Below are 23,109 nucleotides of genomic sequence, written 5' to 3'. Positions count from 1 at the left end.
GCCATGTTCGCTTTGACCCGTTTCCGCGCAGCCTTCGCGGCCCCCGCCCTGGCCCTGAGCCTCATCCTGGCCGCGCCCGCCCTCGCCGCATCGAGCAAGGGGCCGGACACGGTCGCCGATGTGGCGGAGAAGGTGATGGATGCGGTGGTGAACATCTCCACCTCGCAGAACGTCGCGCCCTCGCGCAGCGTCCCCACCCCGCAATTGCCGCCCGGCTCGCCATTTGAGGATTTCTTCGACGAATTCTTCAAGCGCCGGCAGCAGGAAGACGGCGACCAGGGCCAGGGCCAGCGACCGCGCCGGGTCTCCTCCCTCGGCTCCGGCTTCGTCGTCGATCCCGCCGGCTTCATCGTGACCAACAACCACGTGATCGCCGACGCCGATGAAATTTACGCCAATTTCAACGATGGCACCAAGCTCAAGGCCGAATTGATCGGCCGCGACACCAAGACCGACCTGGCGCTGCTGAAGGTGAAGCCCGAAAAGCCGCTGGTGGCGGTGAAGTTCGGTGATTCCGACAAGATGCGGGTCGGCGACTGGGTGATGGCCATCGGCAATCCGTTCGGCCTGGGCGGAACGGTGACCGTGGGCGTGATTTCCGCCCGCAACCGCGACATCAATTCCGGTCCGTACGACAACTTCCTGCAGACGGACGCCGCCATCAACCGCGGCAATTCCGGCGGCCCGCTGTTCAACATGGAGGGCGACGTGGTCGGGGTGAATACCGCCATCATCTCGCCCTCGGGCGGCTCCATCGGCATCGGGTTCGCCGTGCCGTCCTCCACCGCCTCGGCGGTGATCGCCCAGCTGGAGCAATATAAGGAAGTCCGCCGCGGCTGGATCGGCGTGCGCATCCAGTCGGTGTCCGACGAGATCGCCGAGAGTTTGGGCCTCGGCAAGCCGCGCGGCGCCCTGGTGGGCGGCCTGAATGACGACAACAGCCCCGCCGCCCGTGCCGGCCTGAAGGCTGGCGACGTGGTGGTGAAATTCGACGGCCGGGACGTGAAGGACGTGCGCGATTTGCCGCGCATCGTCGCCGATACCCCGGTGGGCAAGGAAGTGGACGTCACTGTCATCCGCAAGGGCAAGGAGGAGACCTTCAAGCTCCAGGTGGCCCGCGCCCCCGAGGAGGAGAAGACCGCTCCGACCAAAGCCTCGGCGGAAGTGGACAAGCCGGTGGCGAAGAAGGTGCTCGGCCTCGAGGTGTCGTCCATCACCGACGATCTGCGCAAGAAGTACAAGCTGAAGGACACCGTGAAGGGTGTGGTCATCGTCTCCGTCGACCGCAATTCGCCAGCGTCCGACAAGGGCTTGAAGCCCGGTCAGGTCATCGTGGAAGTGGGCCAGGAGCCGGTGATGGCGCCCGCCGATCTGCAGAAGCGGGTGGATGCGCTGAAGAAGGACAATAAGAAGTCCGCTCTTCTGCTGGTCTCCGATGCGGACGGGCAGGTGCAGTTTGCGGCGGTTCCGCTCAACTGATGAGCGGGCCGGCCAGGCTCGCTTCATGTAATGCTTCAAGTGAGATATTAACCATAACCACCTGATAGCATAAACAAAAATGCCCCGGTCTTAACCGGGGCATTTGCATTTCTGGGCCGAGGGCGCCGGATGCGTCAGCCTTCGCGGATCTCTTCCCGGGTGTAGCCCTGGAGATAGAGCAGCGCGGTGAGATCGCCATGATCGATACGGGCATGGGCGGCAGCCGCCACCTTGGGCTTGGCATGGAAGGCGACGCCGAGACCCGCCTCCCCCAGCATGCCCAGGTCGTTGGCGCCGTCTCCCACCGCCAGGGTCTCCGACGGCGACAAATGAAACCGATCGCGCAGTTCGATCAAGGTAGCGGTCTTGGCATCGCGGCCCAGGATCGGCTCGGCCACCGTGCCCGCCAGCAGCCCATCGGCCACATGCAGCACATTGGATCGATCTTCATCAAAGCCGATCATGGCGCCCACCGGCCCGGTGAACAGGGTGAAGCCGCCCGATACCAGCGCCGTATAAGCGCCATTGGCTTTCATGGTGGCCACCAATGCCTTGCCGCCGGGGGTGAGGCGGATGCGTTCGCGCAAGACGTCGTCCACCACGCTCGCGCTCAGCCCTTTCAGCAATCCCACCCGTTCGCGCAACGCCGGCTCGAACTCGATCTCGCCGCGCATGGCCCGCTCGGTGATGGCGGCCACATGCGCCTTGAGGCCCACCATATCCGCCAGTTCGTCGATGCACTCCTGCGCGATCATGGTGGAATCCATGTCCGCCACAAACAGACGCTTGCGCCGGCCGGCGGCAAGTTGCACCACCACATCCACCGGGGCGCCCTGGAGGGCGGCGCGCACGGTGTCTTCAATGCCGTGAATGGAGAAATCCGCCGGCGGATCGAACGGGATTTCGGCAGCAATGTCCCCATCCAAGTGGGCCGCCTCATCCGAACCGGGCAGGATCGCCCGGGCGGCGGAAATCACCTCGCGCGTTAAGGCGCCATGAGCGGGATTTGAGATAAGTGTCGCGACATAGACCATGGCAAATGGGACTCTGAGGGCTTGAAACCATTGGCGGTGCTCATCGCAGGTCCGACGGCCAGCGGCAAGTCAGCGCTCGCCCTGGCGCTCGCCGAGCGCACGGGCGGCGTCATCATCAACGCCGATTCCATGCAGGTCTATGACGGACTGCGCGTCATAACGGCCCGCCCCCCGGATGCGGATCTCGCGCGCGCGCCACATCGGCTCTATGGCCATGTGGACCCCGCCGCCGACTATTCCGTCGGCCGCTGGCTCGCGGACATGACCGCCACGCTGGGGCAGGCCAAGGCCGAGGGTTGCCTGCCCATCGTGGTGGGGGGCACCGGCCTGTATTTTCGCGCGCTCCTCCAGGGATTGGCCCCGATCCCGGACATCCCCGAGCATGTGCGCGCGGCTGTGCGCGATGCGGCGGAGGGCGATTCCACCGTCATCCTGCATGCCCGGCTGGCCACCCGCGACCCGGAGACCGCGGTGCGGCTGCAACCGCGCGACCGCCAGCGCATCCTGCGGGCGCTCGAGGTATTGGAAGCCACCGGGCGGCCTTTGAGTCACTGGCAGCGCGACCCACACTTCGGCCTCCTGGATGCAGTCGCGTGCGTCAAGCTGGTGCTGGAGATGGATCGAGAGACGTTGAACGCCCGCATCGATGCCCGCTTCGACGCCATGATGGCGGAAGGCGCCCTGGCCGAGGTGGAACGCCTGGCGTCCCGCGCGCTCCCGGCGGATCGCCCGCTGCTGAAAGCCCAGGGCGTGCCCGCGCTCCTGCGCCATTTGCGCGGTGACCTGAGCCTTACCCAGGCGGTGGCGGAAGGCCAAAGCGAAAGCCGGCGCTATGCCAAGAGGCAAGTGACCTGGTTCCGCCACCAGATGGACGGCTGGCTTCGCGCCGCCCCACAAGACGCCCCCGCCCTGCTCCAGGACGCGCTTGCCCCATAGGGCGCCGCCGCCTGCGTGCGGGCTTCAGGTGCGCGCCGGCACCCGCGCCTTGGCGAGCTTGGCCGGCGGCAGCAGATGCAGTCGCACCCAGGCCGCCGCCGTCACGGCCAATCCCGCCGCCAGCACATAGGCCGCGGGGCTGATGCCCAGCGCCGGCTGGAAATTGGCTTGGCCCACCAGCCACGGGCTGATGCCGGTCAGGGCGCCATACCAGGCCATCTCCAGCAGCGCGGTGAGAATGGACGCCGCCACCGCCAGCGCCAGCAGGTCACGGAGCCCCACCGCATTGGTCTGGTGGTGCCAGATGCGGTAGCCGAACAGCCAGATCAGGAAGCCGCTCATCAGCACCGCCTGGGTCACGTCCAGCTTGGACTGGATGAAGAAATGGACGCTGGCCAGGATGGCGACGCCATAGACGCTGGCATGGAGGGCATTCCAGCGCTTGGCCCCCATGCGGCGGATGACCCGGTCGAACGACGTGCCCCCCAGCGCCAGGAGCAGCGCCACTGCCACCGCGCCGATGGTGAGATAGAAGCGCAGCACGATTTCCCGCGCCGCCGCCTGGATGTTCCAGCCCTGGTCCATGACAAAAAGCGTCAGATGGAGCGCCGCATAGGCCATGGCCGCCACGCCGAGGATGCGACGGGCCAGAACCAGCTTGGGCCAATGAAAGATCCGCCGGACCGGCGTCACCGCCAAGCTGATGAACAGCAGCCGGATCGCCCACAGCCCGGTGAAGTGGATTGCCGCCGAGACGGGACGTCCGCCGAGATCGCTGCCGATCGCCCAGGCGGCAAGCGCCATCGCGGGCAGGACGCTGCCGATCAAGGCGATGGTCTTCTCAGGGCTGAATTTGCCCGAGCGTTCATGAAACAGCGACATGGCGATCCGTCAGGAAGGGGGGCCGACAGGGATCCTTACGCTCGGCGGCATGGCGCCGTTACGGCGCTGCGCCGCACAAAGCCGTGAGGCGGGTCACAGCCCCGCGCTTCAGACCGCCACCGGCGCCTTGATATGCGGGTGGGACGCGTAGCTCTCCACCGCGATATCCTCGAACCGGAACGCGAAGATGTCCTGCACCTGTGGGTTCAGCACCAGACGGGGCAGGGCCAGCGGCTGGCGGGAGAGCTGCTCGCGGGCCTGATCCAGATGGTTCACATAGAGATGCGTATCGCCCAAAGTGTGGACGAAATCGCCAAGGCCGAGGCCCGTCACCTGCGCCACCATCTGCGTCAGCAGGGCATAAGAGGCGATGTTGAACGGAACGCCGAGGAACACATCCGCCGAGCGCTGATAGAGCTGGCAGGAGAGCTTGCCGTTGGCCACGTAGAACTGGAACAGGAGATGGCAGGGCGGCAGCGCCATCTTGGGCACGTCCGCCGGGTTCCAGGCGGTGACGATGAGGCGGCGGGAATCCGGATTGCGCCGGATGTCGGACACCACCTGGGCGATCTGGTCGATCACCCCGCCTTCCGGGGTCGGCCAGGAGCGCCACTGATGGCCATAGACCGGCCCCAGTTCGCCCTGCGCATCCGCCCAATCATCCCAGATGGAGACGCCATTTTCCTTCAGATAGCGGATGTTGGTGTCGCCAGCGAGGAACCACAGCAATTCATGGACAATGGACTTGATGTGCAATTTCTTGGTGGTGACCAAGGGGAAGCCATCGGCCAGATCAAAGCGCATCTGATGGCCGAACACCGACAGGGTGCCGGTGCCGGTGCGGTCGTCCTTGCGCACGCCCTCATCGAGAATGCGCTGGAGAAGCTGGTGGTAGGCGCGCATGGGCGGGTCCGTCGGCCGAGTCGAGAGTGGCGGCTAATGTAGTGAGGATCGCCCAGGCATGCCAGTTGCCGCCGAGCGCCGTCCCGTGCTGTGCCACCCTCACGCGCGCCGCGCCTTCCGGGCCACGTGTCATTTTGGCGTTGGTCGGACGCTGGTGCCAGAGGCTAATTTGGGACGAGTCGCGAACCTGTCGCTCGACGATCCTCCCGCAGGATCATCCGCGCGGCCCGTAAACCTTGGAGCTCCCCGTGGCGTTCACCTGCACCATTCCCGCCGTTCCCACCGTTCAGCAGGACGATGATGTGGTCCGCATCACCCGCTGGGATTTCGCCCCCGGCGCAGTCACCGGCTGGCACCGGCACGGCTGGTCCTATTTCGTGGTGATGCTCACCGACGGCGTGTTGCGCATCCACAACGGCACCGATGTCACGGAGACGGCGCTCACCGCCGGCCAGTCCTACGGGCGCAAGCCGGGGGTGGAGCACGATGTGATGAACGGCTCCGATCATCCCATCGCCTTCGTGGAGATCGAGCTCAAGCAGCCGGACCGCCTCTAGCCGCGCAGCGCGCTCGCCGGAGACTGGCGATAGGCCAGCGCCGCCGGAATCAGGGCGACGGCGGCGCCGATCACCAGCAGCGTGACCAGCACGCCGGCATCCGCGGGGGCGAATGCCACCGGAAGCACAAGGCCGCTGGCCGCGGCCAGCCGGTCAGCGATGATCCGGGCGACCGCGAAGCCGATGGCGAACCCCGCCAGCAAGCCCACGCCCAGAATGGCGAACACCTCCAGCCAGACGATGGCGCACACTACCACCCGCGGCGCACCGAAGGCGCGCAAGGCGCCGATCTGGCGCCGCCGCTGCACCACATGCACCAGCACCACCAGCAGAATGGCCGCCGCCACCAGCCCCTGCGCGCCCATGGCCACCAGGGCAATGATCTGGCGGGCATCGCCCAGGGTGGCATAAAGGCGGGTGAGCACTTCACCGGGAAACACCGCCAGCGTGCGCTCGGTGCGCAATTCCTGCCGGAGCTTGTAGGCATCGGCAATGGTGCGCGGCTTCACGACGATGGCCGGCACGCCGGGCGCCCGGGAATCCGCCAGCACCTCGGGATGGATCGGGCCTTCCAGGCCATTGGAGGTCGGCGGCTTGCGGGCGGTGGCCGATCCGCTGTCGGGCGCGCCGTCGCTGGCGTGGTCGTCGTCGTCACCGGGGCCGTCGTCTTCGGCATGGTGATGCGCATCGGCGTCGATCCCCAGCGGCGCGCGGCTATGCACCCGCCACACCGCCTCGATGGGGACGAGGACCGCGCGGTCCCACGGCGTGCCCGTGGCGGCCAGACGCCCCACCACCTGATAGCTGACCTCGCCATGGGCGTGCCCGCTGCCGCCGACCTGACCGTGCATGGGATGGAAGGTCGTGCCGACCGCCATGGGCACCTGGGCGCCGACCACGGCATCGGCTAAGGCCTGAAAGCCGCGGCCGGCGGCCAGATGGCCGATGCCGTCCACCAAGGCCTGGGTGGTGCCGACAATGGGATGATCGTCGATGAAATCGCCGAAGCCGATGGGGGCGGCATAAGCCACGCGGGGATCGCTCAGCAGCCCGGCGAGAACCGAGCCCGGCAGCAAGCTCAGGGGCGCCGGTTGCAGGAAGACCGCGGACAGCACCAATTGCGTCTCACTGCCCGGCGCGCCGACGATGATGTCGAACGGCGCTGCCGCCCGCGCGCTGCCCAGGCGCAAGGCCCGCTCCTGGAGCGTCACCACCACGCCCAGTGCCGTGGCCAAGGCGACGATCAGCGTGATGGCGAGCACGCCGATCCACTGCCGTCTGAGATCCGCCGCGATGAACCGGAACATGCCCCTCGTGCTCTCCTGTGCGGCGACCCGCGTCGCCGCGATTTCCTAGCGATCGACCAGCCGGCCATCCTCCAGCCGCAGCACCCGGCCCAGGCGCCCGACCAGTCGAACATCATGGCTGGCGACGATGAGCGTGGCGCCGGCCTCACCTGCCAGTTCCACCAGAAGGTCGGCCACCACGGCGCCGGCTTCGCCATCGAGACTGGCGGTGGGCTCGTCGGCCACCAGGATGCGGGGCCGCGCCACCAGGGCCCGCGCCACCGCCACCCGCTGCATCTGGCCGCGGGACATGGTCTCAATAGGCTGTTCCGGCGCGGCGATGCCCACCCGCTCCAGAAGCCGCTGCGCTTCGCCCTTCACGGAGGCCGGAAGCCGGACATGGGAAAGCCGCTGCGGCAGCACCACATTGTCGAAGGCGGACAGGCCCGGAAACAGATGAAAATCCTGCATCACCAGCCCCACATTCTGGGCGCGCCAGCGATCCCGAGCGCCTTCCCCAAGTCGGGCGAGGTCGACCCCCTGCCAGACCACCGCGCCATGGCGGATGCGCTCCAGGCCGGTGAGAATGTTCAACAAGGTGGTCTTGCCGCATCCGGACGGACCCGTCACCGCCACCTGGGCGCCCGCTGCCAAGTCCAGCGCGGCAATGGCGAGGGCGGGATGCTCCAGGCCGGGAAAGCGCACCTCAAGATCGTGGATGGTCAGTCCGGACGGCGAGGTTCCGGTCATATCAGGCCTTGCGGAAGCTGGCGCTGCGCAACCGCAGCAGGCTGACGAAGCCGGTGGTCGGGTCGGTCCAGGAGCCCACCTCCAGCCGCCCGCGCACCTCGATCAGGGCATTGGCCTGCTCGAAGGTTTGCGCGCGATCCAGATAGATCACCACGATATTGTCCGGCCAGTCCGCGTCGGAGGCGCAGAACGGGCAGATGGACATGGGAATTTCGGTGAGGACGAAGAAGTCCGCCTCCGCCTTCAGCGGCGGCGCCATGAAGCCGCGCATGGCCACGTCCTGGCCGTTCAGCCCCTTCACCTTATCGGAAAAGGTGAGCCCAAGGACCGTGACCTTGCCGTAGAGTTCCTCAAAGCCGAGCCGTGTCGCAGCGGCAGCCGCCGGTCGGCCCAGCACCGGCAGGGCAAGGATGGCCGCCGCGCCTCGGCGCAGGATGTCACGACGGGCGTAAGGTCCCGATCCCATTTCCCAATCCGTTCCGCTCCCAGGATGCAGTCCGCCGAGGATACCGCCCAGGTTTTCTGTGTGCGGCAGCCCACCGGATGGCGGGCTGCCGCATGACGTCTATTCCAACCAGGCGGCGGGCTTATTTCGGCGCGGGTGCCAAAGCCATGGCGTCCACGAGGACGCGATAGACATCGCTCTCTTCCAGATAGCCCTTGAAGCCCTCAGCGCCGGGGCCGGTCGCCTGCAGCACCACGTCATCCACCGCATGCACCGCGCTGTCGGAAGACTTCGGGATATTGCCCTGCCGGAACACGGCGCCGGGCATGTCCTTATAGGCCTCGTTGGCCACGTACTCCTTCTTCTCGTTCAGAACCACCGGCTCGAACGGTCCGTCCATCTTGGGACGGAAGGTCTCGTAATAGTCGGGATAGTTCGACGAGAACACCGCCAGCCGGCGGGACACGTCCACCCGGTCGGGATAGCCGTCGCCATTCTTGTCTTCGTAATTGGGGAAGCCGGCGCTGGCGTACACGCCCACCTTCTCCCGCATCTCGGTGCCGGGCTTGTTGTCGTCGATGGTGCCGATGATGGACACGCCATGGGTATGGTCGCCGGTAACGACGATCAGCGTATCGGGATGGGTCTTCAAGAACTCGATCCCGACGCCGATGGCCTTGTCGAACTCGATGGTGTCCACCAGCGCCCGCTCCCAATCCATGGGATGGGACATCTTGTCGATGGAGGCGCCTTCCACCATCAGGAAGAAGCCGTCCTGGTTCTTGGACAGCTGCCCGAGGGCGACCTTGGTCATTTCCACCAGGCCGGGCTGGTTCGGGAACTTGGCCACCGTGCCCTTCTTCAGGAACTCGCGGTCCAGGGTGACATCCATGTTGGCCGGATGGAACAGACCGAGGATCTTGCCGGTATTGGTGCCGGTGGCGGTGGCCAGTTCGCTCTTGTCGGTCGCAAGCGTGTAGCCCGCGTCCTTGAACAGCTGGATATAGTCCTTGTCATCCTTGCGCTTGGAGCCGGGAGTGGTCTTGGGCAGGAAGTAAGCCGAGCCGCCGCCCAGCAGCACATCCGGCTTCACGTCGAACAGCATGCCGACGATCTCCGGCTTGTCGGCGCGGGCGCGGGTATGGGCGACCACGGCGGCCGGCGTGGCATCCTCCACCTCGGCGGTGGTGACAATGCCCACCGACTTCTTGCTCAGGCGGCGCACCGCTTCGGCGATGGTCTCCACCTTCGGGTCGTCCAGCGTGTCCTTGGTGCGGTCCACATAGACGCCGAGGGCGTTCACCGCCGTCTTATGCCCGGTCATGTAGGCGGACATGGTGTTGGCGCTGTCGGTGGCGACGGCATTGGTGGACGAGGTGCCGATGAAGGCCATCCGGTCCAGGTCGTCCATGTTGAGACGGCCGTTCGCCTTGCCCTCGGTCATGCCCTTGGACATGATCCGCGCGCCGGTGCGGTGGGCGACCGACATACCGTCGCCGAGGAAGAAGATGACGTTTTTCGCCTTGGCGGTGGCCGGTGTCGCATAGACGTCCCAGGTGACGGTCTTGGTCTCGTCGCCGGCCTTGGCTTCCACCTTGTAGCTGCCGGGCTTGCCGATGCTGGCGGCGCGCAAGAGCACGGCGGAGGCGTTGACGCCCTCTTCCTTCTCGATGAAGGCGGGCTTCTTGCCGAGCAGCTTTTCCGCCGGCTCGCCATTGATGGTGACCTGGACGTCCTCGCCCTTCACCACCTTGTCGAATTCCACCTTCAGATCGAAGGGGGAGCCCATCAGCATCGTCGCCCGGTCGAGCGGGTAAATGGTGGCGGCATTGGCCGCCGGAACAAGACATGTGGTCAGTGCAAGAGCCGCAAGAAGCCGGCGCATGGCAATCTCTCCCCTCAAGAATCCCCAGCGTCCCCCTAGTGACTTTCGATGTCACACAGATGACCGCGCCGCCGCCGACGGGGCGGCGGCGGGTGGACTCAGGCCGTGGGCGGATGCGCCAGCCGAACATGGGATCAGGGCAGTTGGGTGATCTCCACCCGGTCCGGATAGAAGGCCAAATATTCCTTGATGGCCGCCACCGAGGCATAGGGGGCCTCATAGGTCCATACCGCATTCACCGATCGTTCGCCGCCCATGGGGATGCTGTAATAAGCGCACTCGCCTTTATAGGGGCAGTAGGTGGCGCGATCGGTCCGTTCGAGCAGCGTCATGTCCACGTCCTGGCGTGGGATATATTGCACCGGTGGGTAGCTTGCCTCTCGCAAGGTGAGTGCATCCCCGGTGTCGGCGATCACCTGCCCACCCACCTTGACCACGACCCTGCCGCCGGTGGGCGTGAGGGTGATGGGATGGTCCGGTCCTGGAAGCTTGACGGTTCTCTGTTGCATGGTCGCGCCTTGCGGTGATGCCGGCGGCGAACCGCCGGCCGTGTGGCTGTGCAGCATATGAGGTGGACGGAGGCAGACCAGAAGGCCCCCTGCCCTCTATCTGTCAGGGGATGCTCCGAGGCTGCGGCTGGCCGCGCATTGCGATCAGAGGCCGCGAAGGCCATGATCCCGCGGACCATGTCTCTCCGCCTACCGACCGGTCTTTCTCGCCAATGAACATCAGGTTTCTGGAAACCTTCGTCTGGGTTGCCCGGCTGCGCAGTTTCTCCAGCGCCGCCGACAAGCTCTGCACCACCCAGGCCGCCGTTTCCAACCGCATCGCCACCCTGGAGCGCGACCTGGGCGTACGGCTGTTCGAGCGGGACCTGCGCAATGTCAGCCTCACCCCCCAGGGGGAGCGCGCCTTGCCACAGGCGGAGACCATCGTTCGCCTGACAGAGGAATTGCGCCTGACCGTCACCGACGCGAACCACCTGCGTGGTCGGATCGCCATCGGGACCATCGATTCCATCGTCTACGCCTGGCTACCGCAACTGATCGAGGCTGTGAAAAGGACCTATCCCGACGTCGATCTCGACCTGACGGTGGATAACAGCCTGAACGTCTCCCGCCAGTTGCTGGATGGGCAGCTCAATCTGGCGCTGATCGCCGGGCCGGTGCTGGCGCCCGAGTGCCGCAACATCGATCTGTGCACCTATGAGTGCCATTGGTTTGCCGCGCCGCACCTCGGCCTCCATGGCCGCAAGTTGACGCTTCTGGACGTGGTGGCCAACCCGATCTTCGCCTTTTCCAAGGGGTCGCAGCCGCATCAGAACGTGCTCCGCCTGCTGGAGGCCGCTGGACTCGATGCCAATCTGAATCTGGTGCGCATCCTCAATTCCAATTCCCTCGCCACGATCACGCGCCTCGCCCGCGATGGCATGGGTGTCGCCGTTCTCCCCACCGGGGTTGCGCGCGAAATGGTGGAGCGGGGCGAACTGGCGCAGCTCGACGTGGACGCGGAGCTCCCTCCGCTCCACCTGCATGCGGTCTATCGCGAGGAGCCGGGGAGCACGTTGCCGGGTCTTATCGCCCGCATGGCCGCCAAAGTGGCGGCGGCGGAAGCCCAGGGGACACGTCGGCGCCTGTCCCCAACGGACGCCACGCCCGCCCGTGCTGCAACGCACAATAAATAGGCGAACCGTGCTTATGCCGTCGTCATAAGCAATTCTTGTTAAGGCGGACAATTATTTCGCGTTTGTCCGCCGTGAATAGGTCTGGTCTGCTGCCGGGAACCAGAGGCAGGAGACCGACGTGAAGGTATCGCTCGTCCAGATGAATTCCCAAGGGGACAAGGCCGCCAATCTGGCAACGGCCGCCGCCCTGATCGAACAGGCCGTCGCCCAGGAAAAGCCGGACCTGGTGGTGCTGCCGGAATATTACAACTTCCTCGGTGACACCGCCGCCGAGATGCAGGCGCAGGCCGAGACATTTCCTGATGGTGAATCCTACCAGTTGATGGCGGGCCTGGCGAAGAAGCTGAAGGTGGCCATCCATGCCGGCAGCGTCGCCGAGAAGGAAGGCAACTGCTTCTACAACACCACCGTGGTGTTCGGCCCCGACGGCACCGAGCTGGCCCGCTATCGCAAGATCCATCTGTTCGACGTGGAGATCACCGGCGGCACGGTCTATCGCGAGAGCGACACCGTCTCCCGCGGCCAGGATGTGGTCACCTACAAGCTGGGCGACGCCACCGTCGGCTGCGCCATCTGCTACGACATCCGCTTCCCCGAACTGTTCCGCAAGCTGCGTGACAAGGGCGCCGACATCATCATCCTGCCCGCCGCCTTCACCCTGATGACCGGCAAGGATCATTGGGAAGTGCTGGCGCGCGCCCGCGCCATCGAGACCCAGACCTGGTTCCTGGCCATCGGCCAGACCGGCGCCCATGCGGGCGGCAAGAAATGGTGCTGGGGCCATTCCATGGTCATCGACCCCTGGGGGCACATCACCGCCCAATGCTCGGACGGCGTCGGCATTACCACCGGGACCCTCGATTTTGCCTACAGCGCCAAGGCCCGTGCGAACGTGCCGGTCGCCAATCATCACGTCCTCGCCTGAACGGAATCCCGCTTATGTTCATCGTCAAGCCCATGCCTGAGCAGATTTCTCCCGAGCTCGTCGCCGAGCTTGAGAAATGCGAAGTGGCCACCATCGGCCATGTCCTGCATTCCGGCTTCGTGGATCGTGAGATCCGCGCCGTCCTGCCCTCCAAGCGCGTCGCCGGCACCGCGGTCACGCTGCGCATTCCGCACGCGGATTCCACCCTGCTGCACTATCTCACCGCTTATGTGCGCCCCGGCGACATCGTGGTGATCGAGCGCTGCGGCGACGACAAGCACGCCTGCTGGGGCGGCGTCATCACCAACGCCATGAAGAGCGCCGGTGTGAAGGCCGGCGTCATCGACGGCCCGGCCACCGACTTCTCTGAAATCGTCAAGGTGGACATGCCCATGTGGTGCCGTGGCCCCTCGCCCATCACCACCAAGCTCCTGGGCCTGGAAGGCGCCATGAACGTGCCGGTGAACGTGGGCGGCCAGACCATCGAGCCCGGCGACGCCGTGCTGTGCGATGAAAGCGGCGTGGTGGTTCTCAAGCCCGCCCAGGCCCCCGCCGTGGCCGCCCGCGCCATCCAGATGCAGGAAAACGAGATCAAGCTGCTGGCGCGCCTCGCCGCCGGTGAGAAACTGCCGGACATTACCGGTGCCCGCGCCATGGTGGAAGCCAAGCTCGCAGAAGCTTGAGGCGCAGCCGGACTCCGGCCCTTCCACACCTTCCAGAGGGACAGACACCATGAAGACTGCCGTCAAGACCGGGGCGCTCGCAGCCCTTGCCATCAGCCTGCTGTCGCAGGTGGCCGCCGCCGAAACCACCGTCACCGTCATGGCCTATTCCGGCCTGTTCCAGGAACGCTACACCAAGGCGGTGGTGGAGCCGTTCATGAAGGCGCATCCGGACATCAAGATCACCTATTTCCCGGTGAACAGCTCGGCCGCCATGCTGGGCAATGTGCGCGCCCAGAAGGCCGCTCCGCAGGCGGATGTGGTGATCATGGACGTGTCGGTGTCGAAGGCCGGCACCGATGAGGGCCTGTTCACCAAGATCGACGAAGCCAACGTTCCCAACGTCAAGGATCTCTATCCCAACGCCCGCATCCCGGACGTGGCCGGGGTGGCGGTCACCTTCGACAATCTGGTGATGATCTACAATTCCGAAGCCGTGAAAGAGGCGCCCAAGTCCTGGATGGCCATGGCCGACAAGAGCTATGCGGGCAAGGTGGTCATTCCCGGCATGCCGGACATCCAGGGCCTGTCGCTGGTGTTGATCCTCAACAAGGCCAACGGCGGCACCGACTATCTCAAGGACGTCAGCAAGGGCATCGCCGCCATGGTGGAGATCGCCCCCAACATCCAGACCTGGGAGCCCAAGCCGGAGGTGTATGCGCCCATCGTCACCGGGCAGGCCTCGCTCGGCGCCGGGTGGAATGCCCGCGCGCAGGTCAATAGCGAGGCCTCGGGCGGCAAGCTCAAGGCCACCATCCCGCAGGAAGGCACGGTGTTCCAGATCAACACCATCAACCTGGTCGCCAACGGCCCCTCCGCCGAAGCCGCCAAGACCTTCGTGAACTATGCGCTCAGCGCCGAGGCCCAAAAGACCTTCACCGAGAGCATGTTCTACGCCCCCACCAATGCCAAGGCGCAGGTCTCGGAAGCGGCGCTCAACCGCACCGCGATGAAGTCGCTGGACAAGGTGATCCCGGTGGACTGGATCGCTTTGGCCAAGGTGCGCGATGCCATCGGCGAACAGTGGCGCCGCCGCGTCGTCCCGGCGAGCCGCTGAAGGCCCGTCGCATGATCCACACCGGACCCCACGAGATGTCCGGCCTGGCGCAGGGGGAGGGTTTCCTCTCCCTGCGAGGCCTCACCCGCACCTACGGCACCTTCACCGCCGTGGACAACCTCACCCTGGACGTGCCGAAGGGCGAGTTGGTTGCCTTCCTCGGCCCCTCCGGCTGCGGCAAGACCACCTCGCTGCGCATGATCGCCGGCCTGGTGCCGTCCAGTTCGGGCCATATCGTGGTGAACGGGCAGGACATTACCGCCGTGCCGCCCTATCGCCGCGACATGGGGCTGGTGTTCCAGAGCTACGCTTTGTTCCCGCACATGGACGTGGCGCGCAATGTCGCGTTCGGCTTGGAAATGCGCAAGGTGCCCAAGGCCGAGGTGGAACAACGCGTGCGCGCCGCCATCGCCATGGTGCATCTGACCGGCAAGGAAAATCACCGCCCGGCCCAGATGTCCGGCGGCCAGCAGCAGCGGGTGGCACTGGCCCGCGCCTTGGTGGTGCAGCCCTCCATTCTGCTGCTGGACGAGCCGCTGTCCAACCTCGACGCCAAGCTGCGCGACGAGATGCGCAACGAGATCCGCGATATTCAGAAGCGGCTCGGCATCACCGCCATCTTCGTCACCCACGACCAGATGGAAGCCCTGACCATTTGCGACAAGGTGGTGGTGATGAACCACGGCCGCCTGGAACAGATGGGCACGCCGCTGGAGATCTACGAGCATCCCAAGACCGCCTTCGTGGCCGGCTTCGTGGGCCGCATCAATCGCATGGCCGGCACCGCCGCCGGCGGCCTGGTGCCGATCGGCGGCATCCAGATCGCCGCGCAGGGCTTCCATGGCCCGGTGGAAGTGATGGTGCGCCCCCATCGCCTGGCCCTGACCGTCGGCGACGTGCCGGCCGCAGCCGGCCATTATGCCCTCGGCGGCACGGTGGCGCGCACCACCTTTGCCGGCGACATCCTGGAATATGAAGTGGATGCGGGCGGCATGCGCCTGACCACCGAGGCCGCCACCCGCGGCGGCGAGACCGTGCTCGCGCCCGGCACCGCCGTCACCTTGTCCTGGCGCCCCCAGGATACCTACATCTATCCGGCCGCCCCATGAGCGCCGCGCCCGCCCTCCCCGCCGCACCGGCGCGCCTCGACAGCGGCGCCATGAGCGGCACCCGCGTCGCCATGCTGCTGCTGGTTCCCATCGCTCTGGTGAATGCGGTGGGCTTCCTGTGGCCGGTGGTCAATCTGCTGAAGATGTCCTTCCGGGAATCCCAGGCCACCGGCGCGCTGTTGGACACCTATAGCCTCGCCACCTGGAGCGCGGTGCTCCAGGACAGCTTCAACCTGGAGCTGATCACGAACAGTGTCGGCGTCAGCCTGTTCATCACCTTGCTGACGCTGCTGGCCTCCTACCCCATCGCGCTTTATCTGCATCGCTCCTCCGGCCTGTGGAAAACCATCCTGCTGGTGTTGGTGATCGCGCCGCTGCTGACCTCCGCCGTGGTGCGCACCTATGGCTGGATCGCCATCCTCTCCAGCCGCGGGCTGGTGGCCAATGCCTTGATGTTCTTCGGCATGGCCAACCCACCGCGGCTGATGTTCAACCTCACCGGCGTGGTGATCGGCCTCACCGAAATCCTCATGCCCTACATGATCCTGGCCTTGCTCTCGGGCTTCGGCCGCCTCGATCCCAAGTTCGAGGAAGCCGCCCTGACGCTGGGCGCCACGCCCATGAAGACCTTCTGGCGGGTCGTGGTTCCCCTCACCTTGCCCGGCATGGCGCTGGGATGCCTGCTGTGCTTCGTGCTGGCGATCTCCTCCTTCGTCACGCCGAAGCTGCTCAGCGGCGGGCGGGTCTTCCTGCTGGCCACCGAGATCTACGACCAGGCCATCGTGACCCTGAACTGGCCGCTGGCGGCAACGCTGTCCATGATCGTCCTGGTGCTGTTCGGCATCGCCCTCGTCATCTACACGCGCGCTTTGCGCGCCATCGTCTGAGGGGCCGGCCATGGACGAACGCCCCATCTCTCCGGCCCTGAAGTTGCTGGCCGGCCTCATGTTCGTGTTTCTGCTGGCGCCGCTGCTGGTGGTGGTGCCGATCTCGTTCAGCGGCGATGCCTATATGGCCTTCCCGCCGTCGAGTTGGAGCGTGAAGTGGTACGGTGCCATCTTCGCCGATGCGAAGATGACCGCCGCCTTCTCCATCAGCCTGCTCTTGGCCCTGGTGGTGACCCTGCTCTCCTTGCTGCTCGGATTGCCCGCCGCCTATGCGCTGGTGCGGCTGAAGCCGCCCGGCGCGGAAGCCATCGGCAGCCTGTTCACCGCGCCGCTGCTGCTGCCCACCATCGTGCTGGGCCTCGCCATCCTGCTGGTGTTCGCACCGCTCGGGCTGTTGGGCACCTTCCAGGGGCTGGTGATCGCCCATCTCATCGTCACCTTGCCCTATGCGGTGCGGGTGCTGAGCACCGCGCTCGCCACCTTGCCGATCCCGGTGGAAGAGGCGGCCTCCACCCTCGGCGCGCCGCCGCTGACGGTGTTCTTCCGGGTGACGCTGCCGATGATGCGCTCGGGCATGATCTCCACCGCGGCGCTCTGCTTCCTGGTCTCGTTCGACGAAGTGGTGCTGTCGCTGTTCATGACCGGGCCGCGCATCTCCACCTTGCCGGTGGCCATGTATCACCATGTGGAGCAGCAGGCCGACCCCATGGTGGCGGCCTTGTCCGTGCTGCTGGTGGTGCTGACCCTGGTGGTGGTGGTGGTGGTGGACCGCACCGCCGGCCTTGCCAAGACCTTCGTCAAATGACCGCCTTCGTCAAATGACCGCCGCCGCGAAGGGAATTCCATGATCCCAGCTGCCCCCGAGCGCTGAGCGGCCCCCGCCGCCGCTGATTGCCTTTGTCTTCCAAGAGCCTGCCCCACCTGCGCCTCCGCGCGGGATCGGGGAAGGCTTGCCCTGAACCCGCACATCTTCCCATCCGTGAGGCCGCCCCCATGACCGCCACAGGCATCCGCATCGCCGTCGATATCGGCGGCACCTTCACCGACATCGAGATCCTCGACGCGGCGACCGGCCAGATCCACCAGATGAAGACGCCGAGCACCCCGTCCGATCCCTCCATCGGCCTGATCACCGGTATCCAGGAGGCCAGCCGGCGCTTCGGCTTCTCGCTGGATCAGGTGCAATATCTGCTGCACGGCACCACCATCGCCACCAACGCCGTGCTGGAGCGCAAGCTGCCCTTGGGCGCGGTGGTCACCACCGCCGGGTTTGAGGACGTGATGCAGATCGGCCGCCATGGCCGCACCGACGTCTATGCCATCACCGCCTCGCCCGCCGCGCCCCTGGTGAAGCGCCGCCTGTGCTTCGGCCTGCCCGAGCGCATCGGTGCCGATGGCCGCATCATCACCGCGCTGGACGATCGCGCCGTCGCCTTCCTCGCCGGCAAGCTGCGTGAGTCGGGTGTGAAGTCGGTGGCGGTGTGCTTCCTCAATGCCTATGCCAACGCCTGCCATGAGCGCCGCACCGGCGAGATCCTGCGCGAGTTGCTGCCGGGCGTCGCCATCTCGCTGTCCAGCGACATCTCGCCGGAGCTGCGCGAATATGAGCGCATGTCCACCACGGTGCTGAACGCCCTGCTGGTGCCGGTGGTGCAGACCTATACCGACCGCCTCGCCGCCAAGCTCAACAGCGAGGTGCCTCAGACCCAGGTCTATCTGGTGCAGTCCAATGGCGGCGTCTGCGGCCTGACCAAGGCCGGGCGCGAGCCGGCGCGCTTGCTGCTCTCCGGGCCGAGCGGCGGCGCCGCCGCTGCCAAGCGCCTCTCCGCCGAACTGGACGAGCCCAATCTGGTGGCCGTGGACATGGGCGGCACCAGCTTCGACGTCTCCGTGGTCCATGACGGCAGCGTCTCCATGGTCAATGAGGGCGAGGTGGACGGCTTGCCCGTGCGCCTGCCCATGATCGAGATGCGCACCATCGGTGCCGGCGGCGGCTCCATCGCCTGGGTGGATGACGGTGGCCGGCTGCGCATCGGCCCCCACAGCGCCGGTGCCGAGCCCGGTCCGGCCTGCTACGGACGCGGCGGTCAGCGCCTCACCGTCACCGATGCCAATCTGCTGCTGGGCCGCCTGGACGGCTCCAGCTTCATGGGCGGCGAAATGGGCCTCGACCGTGCCGCCGCCGCCCGTGCCGCCGAGGACGTGGCCGGCAAGCTGGGCCTCTCCGTGGACCAGACCGCGGCCGGCGTCATCGCCGTCACCAATTCGAGCCTCGCCACCGCCATCCGTCTCAGCCTGTTCGAAAAGGGCATGGATCCTGAGGACTTCGCTTTGCTCTCGTTCGGCGGCGCTGGCGGGGTGCATGCCTGCGAAGTGGCGGAAGAGCTGGGCATGGGCAAGGTAATCTTCCCCGCCCACGCCTCCACCCTGTCCGCCTGGGGTATCCTGTGGTCGGACATCACCCACGATCTGTCCGCCACCCAGATCGGCCTGTTCGCGGATCTGGCGCCGCAGATGGCGCAGCGGGCGCAGAACCTCGCCGCCGAGGCCAACCGGCTGCTGGCGGAAGACGGCGTCCGGCCCCAGGACTGCGCCTTCGCATGGGCGGTGGACCTGCGCTATGCCGGCCAGGCCTTCGACCTGCGGGTGCCGCTGGACTGGGCGGACTTCTCCCCGGCGGGGGTGGCCAACGCCACCGCTGCCTTCCACGCCTTGCACCGCCAGCGTTTCTCCTATGACGAGCCCAGCGTTCTGGTGGAGGTGGTGGCCCTGCGCCTCACTGCCATCGGCCGCCTCGCCAAACCGGCGCCCGCCCCCGGCGATGCGGCCACCCCTGGCGCCGCCCCGCACACCCGCCCGGTGCATGGGCGCGGCGGCGCGGTGGACACGCCCATCTGGTCGCGCGAGGCCATCGGCGCCGCCCCGGTACCCGGACCGGCGGTGATCGAGGAAACCTATACCGCCACGTATCTTCCCGCCGGCTGGACCATCAGCGCGCACGCCTCCGGCGCGCTGATCGCCACCCGCGCCGCCACCCATTGAGGACCATCCCATGAGCGACTTTGATCCCGTCCGCCTCGAAGTGATCCGCAATGCGCTGGTCGCCGCCGCCGAGGAAATGAGCATCACCATCTGGCGCACCAGCCGGTCCACCGTGGTGCGGGAGATCCTGGATTTCTCCACCGCCGTGTTCGACGCCCAGGGCCGCAACATCGCCCAGTCTGCGCGCATTCCGGTGCATCTGAACTCCATGTCGGACTGCCTGAAAACGGTGCTGGAGCGCCATATCCCGCTGGAGAGCTGGAACGATGGTGACGTCATCGTCACCAATGATCCTTATGCCGGTGGTCAGCATCTCCCGGATATCCAGACATTCCGCCCAGTGTTCGTGAATGGCGAGCGGGTGGCTATTGTCGGCACGCTTTGCCATCATGTGGACGTGGGCGGAGGCGCGGCCGGTTCTTACTATGCAGCGGCCACCGAGATCTTCCATGAAGGCATCCGCATCCCGCCGCTGCGCTTGGTGGACAAGGGCGTACTGAACACCGGCGTGTTCGAGATGCTGCTCTACAATGTGCGCCAGCCGGACGAGACCCGGGGCGATCTCAATGCCCAGATCGCGGCCCTCGGCATCGGCGCGCGGGCGGTGTCCCGGGTGGCGCAGAAGTATGGCAACGCCCCTCTGGCGGGCGCCATGGCGGCCATTCTGGACGGCTCCGAGAAGATGATGCGGGCGGCCATCGCCGCCCTTCCGGACGGCACCGCCACCTTCGTCGAGACGGTGGATGACGACGGCCAGTCGGAGGCGCCGATCCGGCTGGAAATCACCATCACCAAGGCCGGCGACACCATCGCGCTGGACTTCAATGGCTCCAGCCCGCAGGTGCGCGGGCCGGTGAACAACACCCCGGCCATGACCTGTTCGGCCGTGTATTACGCATTGTTGGCGGCGCTTGGCTCCGAAATTCCGGCCAATTCCGGATGTTATAGACCTGTAACTGTGACACTTCCCGTCGGAAGTGTCGTAAACGCCCAGTTCCCGGCCCCGGTGGCGGGGCGGATGGTGGTCAACCACCGCATCGCCACCTGCGTCTTCGGCGCCTTGGCGCAGATCGCCCCGGAGCGGATCCCCGCGGCCTATTACGCCATCTCTTATGTCTATGCTTTGTCCATCGTCCGGCCCAATGCCCGGCGGCAAGTCTATTTCGACATCGAGGTCGGCGGCTGGGGCGGCCATGCGGGCGGCGACGGCGCCAGCGCCCTATCCTGCGGCCTGCACAACAACACCAATGCCCCCATCGAGATGGTGGAGGCCAAGTATCCGGTTGTGTTCACCCGCTACGGCCTGCTGCCGGACAGCGGCGGGGCGGGCGAACATCGCGGCGGGCTGGGGCTGGTGCGCGAGTTCCGGCTGGAGGCGGCGGAAGGCTCGCTCTCCACCAATTTCGAGCGCTTTCGCTTTGCCCCCTACGGTATCAAGGGCGGCCAGCCCGGTTCGCTCAGCAGCACCACCGTCACCCATGCGGACGGCCGCGCGGAGAGCCTGCGCTCTAAGGTCTCCGGCATTCCGTTGGCGGCGGGTGACACCGTGACCATCAAGACCTCCGGCGGCGGCGGCTTCGGCAATCCGGCGGATCGCGATCCCGCCCGCCTCGCCGAGGATCTGGCCGAAGGGCTGGTGACGCCCCAGGCGGCCCGCACCCTCTATGGCGCGGGGGCGGTTGCGGGCGAAGGGGTGGCGGCATGAGCGCCCCGACTTCCACCCCCATGGTGGCCCTTACCCTGGCGGAGGTGGACGACCTCACCTTCCGCGCCCTCACCGCCAGCGGCGTGAACACCGCCAATGCCCGCTCCGTCACCACCTCGGTGGTGGCGGCGGAGGCGGAGGGCGTGCACAGCCACGGCCTTGCCCGCCTTCCCATTTATTGCGCCCATGCCAAGGTGGGCAAGATCGACGGGGCGGCAACGCCCACCCTCACCCACCCGCGCCCGGCGCTGGTGCGGGTGGATGCGGCGGACGGATTCGCCCATCCCGCCATCGATCTCGGCCTGCCGGCCTTGTTCGAGGCGGCGCGCAGCCAGGGTCTGGCCGCGCTGGCGGTGACCAATTCCTATAATTGCGGCGTGGTCGGCTATCACGTGGAGCGGATCGCGGCGGCAGGCTTTCTGGCGCTGGGGTTCGTGAATGCCCCGGCCTCCATCGCCCCGGTGGGCGGGACGCGGCCGGTGTTCGGCACCAATCCTATCGCCCTGGCGGTCCCCCGTGCCGGCGAGGCACCCTTGGTGCTGGATCAGTCCTCCAGCGTGGTGGCTAAAAGCGAGATCGTGGTCCACGACCAGCGCGGCGAAGCCATCCCGCTGGGCTGGGCGCTGGACCAGGACGGCGCCCCCACGACCGATCCCAAGGCGGCCCTCAACGGCGGCACCATGGTCCCCTCCGGCGGCCACAAGGGCGCCGGCCTCGCGCTACTGGTGGAACTCCTCGCCGCGTGGCTGACGGGGGCGAGCCTCTCCATCGACGCCTCGTCCTTCGCCGACAATGCCGGCGGCTCGCCGCGGACGGGGCAGTTCTTCGTCGCCATCGATCCCGGCCCGCTGGCGGGACCGGATGCGGCGGGGCGCCTCGCCCATCTGTTCGCCGCCATCACCGAACAGGAGGGCGCCCGCCTGCCCGGCCAACGCCGCGCCTTGGCGCGGGTGCGCACCGCAGCGGAGGGGGTGCGCATTCCCGCCACCCTCGCCGACAAGCTGAACGCCATCGCCGGCTGAGACCGATCTCCCGGCACCCCAAGGTGCCGGGAGCTTCACCCAAGAGCGTCACACCGAGCGGGTGATGCCGCCATCCACGCGAATGTTCTGGCCGGTGATGTATCCGCCGCGCGCGGTGGCCAGCAGCGCGATCACCTCGGCCACCTCCTCCACAGTGCCGTAACGCCCCATGGGGATGCGCTCGCGGAACTGGGGCTTTTCCGGCAGGCTGTCGATAAAGCCGGGCAGCACGTTGTTCATGCGGATATTGTCCGCCGCATAGCGGTCGGAGAACAGCTTGGTGTAAGCGGCGAGGCCGGCGCGGAACACGCCCGAGGTGGGAAACACCGGGTCCGGCTCGAAGGCGGCGAAGGTCGAGATATTGACGATCGAGCCGGATTTCTGCGCCTGCATGATCGGCGTCACCAGCCGGGTGGGGCGCACCACATTGAGAAAATACACATCCATGCCGCGATGCCAGTCCTCGTCCGTGAGGTCGAGCAGCGGCGCGCGCGGGCCATGGCCGGCGCTGTTCACCAGGGCATCAATGCGGCCCCAGAGTTCCATGGTGGCATCCACCAGCCGCTGGAGGTCGTCATTGGACTGGTTCGATCCGGTGACGCCGATGCCGCCAAGCTCCTGGGCCAGCGCCTCGCCCTTGCCGGAGGACGACAGGATGGCGACCTTGAAGCCCTCCTCGGCCAATTTGCGCGCCGCGCCGGCGCCCATGCCGCTGCCGCCAGCGGTGATGATTGCAACTTTCTCGACCATTGACGCACCACTCTGATGATCGGTGGCCCTGCCACCCCGGCGTCATCTG

General features: G+C 66.7%; 22 protein-coding genes. 13 read left to right on the top strand and 9 right to left on the bottom strand.

Annotated features, from left to right (window positions below; genetic code table 11):
* Nucleotides 1–3 precede the first annotated feature (3 nt).
* Nucleotides 4–1,479, top strand: a complete 1,476-nt coding sequence (locus AAG816_RS20700; RefSeq protein ID WP_341991578.1) for a DegQ family serine endoprotease — start codon at nucleotides 4–6, stop codon at nucleotides 1,477–1,479.
* A gap of 134 nt (nucleotides 1,480–1,613) precedes the next feature.
* Here the strand turns inward: AAG816_RS20700 and serB are convergent, their stop codons facing one another.
* On the bottom strand, nucleotides 1,614–2,513 hold the full coding sequence (serB, locus tag AAG816_RS20695; protein ID WP_341991577.1) for a phosphoserine phosphatase SerB: 900 nt from the start codon (nucleotides 2,511–2,513) through the stop codon (nucleotides 1,614–1,616).
* Here serB and miaA point away from each other — a divergent pair.
* Entirely contained in the window at nucleotides 2,505–3,449 is a 945-nt protein-coding gene (gene miaA, locus AAG816_RS20690) for a tRNA (adenosine(37)-N6)-dimethylallyltransferase MiaA (protein ID WP_341991592.1), read from the top strand. The genes serB and miaA overlap by 9 nt on opposite strands.
* 24 nt (nucleotides 3,450–3,473) lie before the next feature.
* Here miaA and AAG816_RS20685 read toward each other — a convergent pair whose 3' ends face one another.
* Nucleotides 3,474–4,331 (bottom strand): ferric reductase-like transmembrane domain-containing protein, encoded by an 858-nt coding sequence (locus AAG816_RS20685; RefSeq protein ID WP_341991576.1) that lies wholly within the window; start codon nucleotides 4,329–4,331, stop codon nucleotides 3,474–3,476.
* A 108-nt stretch (nucleotides 4,332–4,439) separates the two neighbouring features.
* Nucleotides 4,440–5,234 (bottom strand): thymidylate synthase, encoded by a 795-nt coding sequence (locus AAG816_RS20680; protein ID WP_341991575.1) that lies wholly within the window; start codon nucleotides 5,232–5,234, stop codon nucleotides 4,440–4,442.
* 248 nt (nucleotides 5,235–5,482) lie between these two features.
* On the opposite strand from AAG816_RS20680, the gene AAG816_RS20675 reads away from it, so the two are divergent.
* Nucleotides 5,483–5,791, top strand: a complete 309-nt coding sequence (locus AAG816_RS20675) for a cupin domain-containing protein (protein ID WP_341991574.1) — start codon at nucleotides 5,483–5,485, stop codon at nucleotides 5,789–5,791.
* Here the strand turns inward: AAG816_RS20675 and AAG816_RS20670 are convergent.
* The 5 genes from AAG816_RS20670 to AAG816_RS20650 all read right to left on the bottom strand — a co-directional run bounded on the left by AAG816_RS20670 (nucleotide 5,788) and on the right by AAG816_RS20650 (nucleotide 10,666).
* A complete protein-coding gene (locus AAG816_RS20670) occupies nucleotides 5,788–7,098 on the bottom strand; it encodes an ABC transporter permease (protein ID WP_341991573.1) in 1,311 nt (436 codons plus the stop codon). The genes AAG816_RS20675 and AAG816_RS20670 overlap by 4 nt on opposite strands.
* A 45-nt stretch (nucleotides 7,099–7,143) precedes the next feature.
* On the bottom strand, nucleotides 7,144–7,827 hold the full coding sequence (locus AAG816_RS20665) for an ATP-binding cassette domain-containing protein (protein WP_341991572.1): 684 nt from the start codon (nucleotides 7,825–7,827) through the stop codon (nucleotides 7,144–7,146).
* Nucleotide 7,828: 1 nt separating this feature from the next.
* The gene (locus AAG816_RS20660) at nucleotides 7,829–8,293 is read right to left on the bottom strand and encodes a hypothetical protein (RefSeq protein WP_341991571.1); all 465 of its coding nucleotides are present in this window, start codon (nucleotides 8,291–8,293) and stop codon (nucleotides 7,829–7,831) included.
* A gap of 121 nt (nucleotides 8,294–8,414) precedes the next feature.
* Nucleotides 8,415–10,157, bottom strand: a complete 1,743-nt coding sequence (locus AAG816_RS20655; RefSeq protein WP_341991570.1) for an alkaline phosphatase — start codon at nucleotides 10,155–10,157, stop codon at nucleotides 8,415–8,417.
* Nucleotides 10,158–10,291: 134 nt separating this feature from the next.
* Nucleotides 10,292–10,666, bottom strand: a complete 375-nt coding sequence (locus AAG816_RS20650; protein ID WP_341991569.1) for a DUF427 domain-containing protein — start codon at nucleotides 10,664–10,666, stop codon at nucleotides 10,292–10,294.
* 212 nt (nucleotides 10,667–10,878) lie between these two features.
* On the opposite strand from AAG816_RS20650, the gene AAG816_RS20645 reads away from it, so the two are divergent.
* From AAG816_RS20645 to AAG816_RS20600, 10 genes are all read left to right on the top strand, one after another.
* Entirely contained in the window at nucleotides 10,879–11,841 is a 963-nt protein-coding gene (locus AAG816_RS20645) for a LysR family transcriptional regulator (protein WP_341991568.1), read from the top strand.
* A 118-nt stretch (nucleotides 11,842–11,959) separates the two neighbouring features.
* The gene (locus tag AAG816_RS20640) at nucleotides 11,960–12,766 is read left to right on the top strand and encodes a carbon-nitrogen hydrolase family protein (protein WP_341991567.1); all 807 of its coding nucleotides are present in this window, start codon (nucleotides 11,960–11,962) and stop codon (nucleotides 12,764–12,766) included.
* Between the two features lie 14 nt (nucleotides 12,767–12,780).
* Nucleotides 12,781–13,449 carry an RraA family protein gene (locus tag AAG816_RS20635; protein ID WP_341991566.1) on the top strand — a complete coding sequence of 223 codons (669 nt, stop codon included), beginning with the start codon at nucleotides 12,781–12,783 and terminating at the stop codon, nucleotides 13,447–13,449.
* A gap of 49 nt (nucleotides 13,450–13,498) precedes the next feature.
* Nucleotides 13,499–14,545, top strand: a complete 1,047-nt coding sequence (locus AAG816_RS20630) for an ABC transporter substrate-binding protein (protein ID WP_341991565.1) — start codon at nucleotides 13,499–13,501, stop codon at nucleotides 14,543–14,545.
* An 11-nt stretch (nucleotides 14,546–14,556) separates the two neighbouring features.
* A complete protein-coding gene (locus tag AAG816_RS20625) occupies nucleotides 14,557–15,654 on the top strand; it encodes an ABC transporter ATP-binding protein (protein ID WP_341991564.1) in 1,098 nt (365 codons plus the stop codon).
* Nucleotides 15,655–15,704: 50 nt separating this feature from the next.
* Nucleotides 15,705–16,541, top strand: a complete 837-nt coding sequence (locus AAG816_RS20620; protein ID WP_341991591.1) for an ABC transporter permease — start codon at nucleotides 15,705–15,707, stop codon at nucleotides 16,539–16,541.
* 10 nt (nucleotides 16,542–16,551) lie between these two features.
* The gene (locus AAG816_RS20615) at nucleotides 16,552–17,346 is read left to right on the top strand and encodes an ABC transporter permease (protein ID WP_341991563.1); all 795 of its coding nucleotides are present in this window, start codon (nucleotides 16,552–16,554) and stop codon (nucleotides 17,344–17,346) included.
* A 188-nt stretch (nucleotides 17,347–17,534) separates the two neighbouring features.
* Complete coding sequence (locus AAG816_RS20610) at nucleotides 17,535–19,583, top strand: hydantoinase/oxoprolinase family protein (protein WP_341991562.1); 2,049 nt, start codon at nucleotides 17,535–17,537, stop codon at nucleotides 19,581–19,583.
* A 10-nt stretch (nucleotides 19,584–19,593) separates the two neighbouring features.
* On the top strand, nucleotides 19,594–21,288 hold the full coding sequence (locus AAG816_RS20605; RefSeq protein WP_341991561.1) for a hydantoinase B/oxoprolinase family protein: 1,695 nt from the start codon (nucleotides 19,594–19,596) through the stop codon (nucleotides 21,286–21,288).
* On the top strand, nucleotides 21,285–22,310 hold the full coding sequence (locus tag AAG816_RS20600; RefSeq protein WP_341991560.1) for an Ldh family oxidoreductase: 1,026 nt from the start codon (nucleotides 21,285–21,287) through the stop codon (nucleotides 22,308–22,310). Before AAG816_RS20605 ends, AAG816_RS20600 begins: the two co-directional genes overlap by 4 nt.
* Before the next feature lie 48 nt (nucleotides 22,311–22,358).
* Here the strand turns inward: AAG816_RS20600 and AAG816_RS20595 are convergent, their stop codons facing one another.
* A complete protein-coding gene (locus AAG816_RS20595) occupies nucleotides 22,359–23,060 on the bottom strand; it encodes an SDR family oxidoreductase (protein WP_341991559.1) in 702 nt (233 codons plus the stop codon).
* Between the last annotated feature and the right edge of the window lie 49 nt (nucleotides 23,061–23,109).

This window comes from Azorhizobium sp. AG788, from assembly GCF_943371865.1.
In the GTDB taxonomy this organism is placed as follows: Bacteria; Pseudomonadota; Alphaproteobacteria; order Rhizobiales; family Xanthobacteraceae; genus Azorhizobium.
Note: the sequence above shows the minus strand (reverse complement) of the source record. Positions and strands in the feature narration are given on the sequence as shown.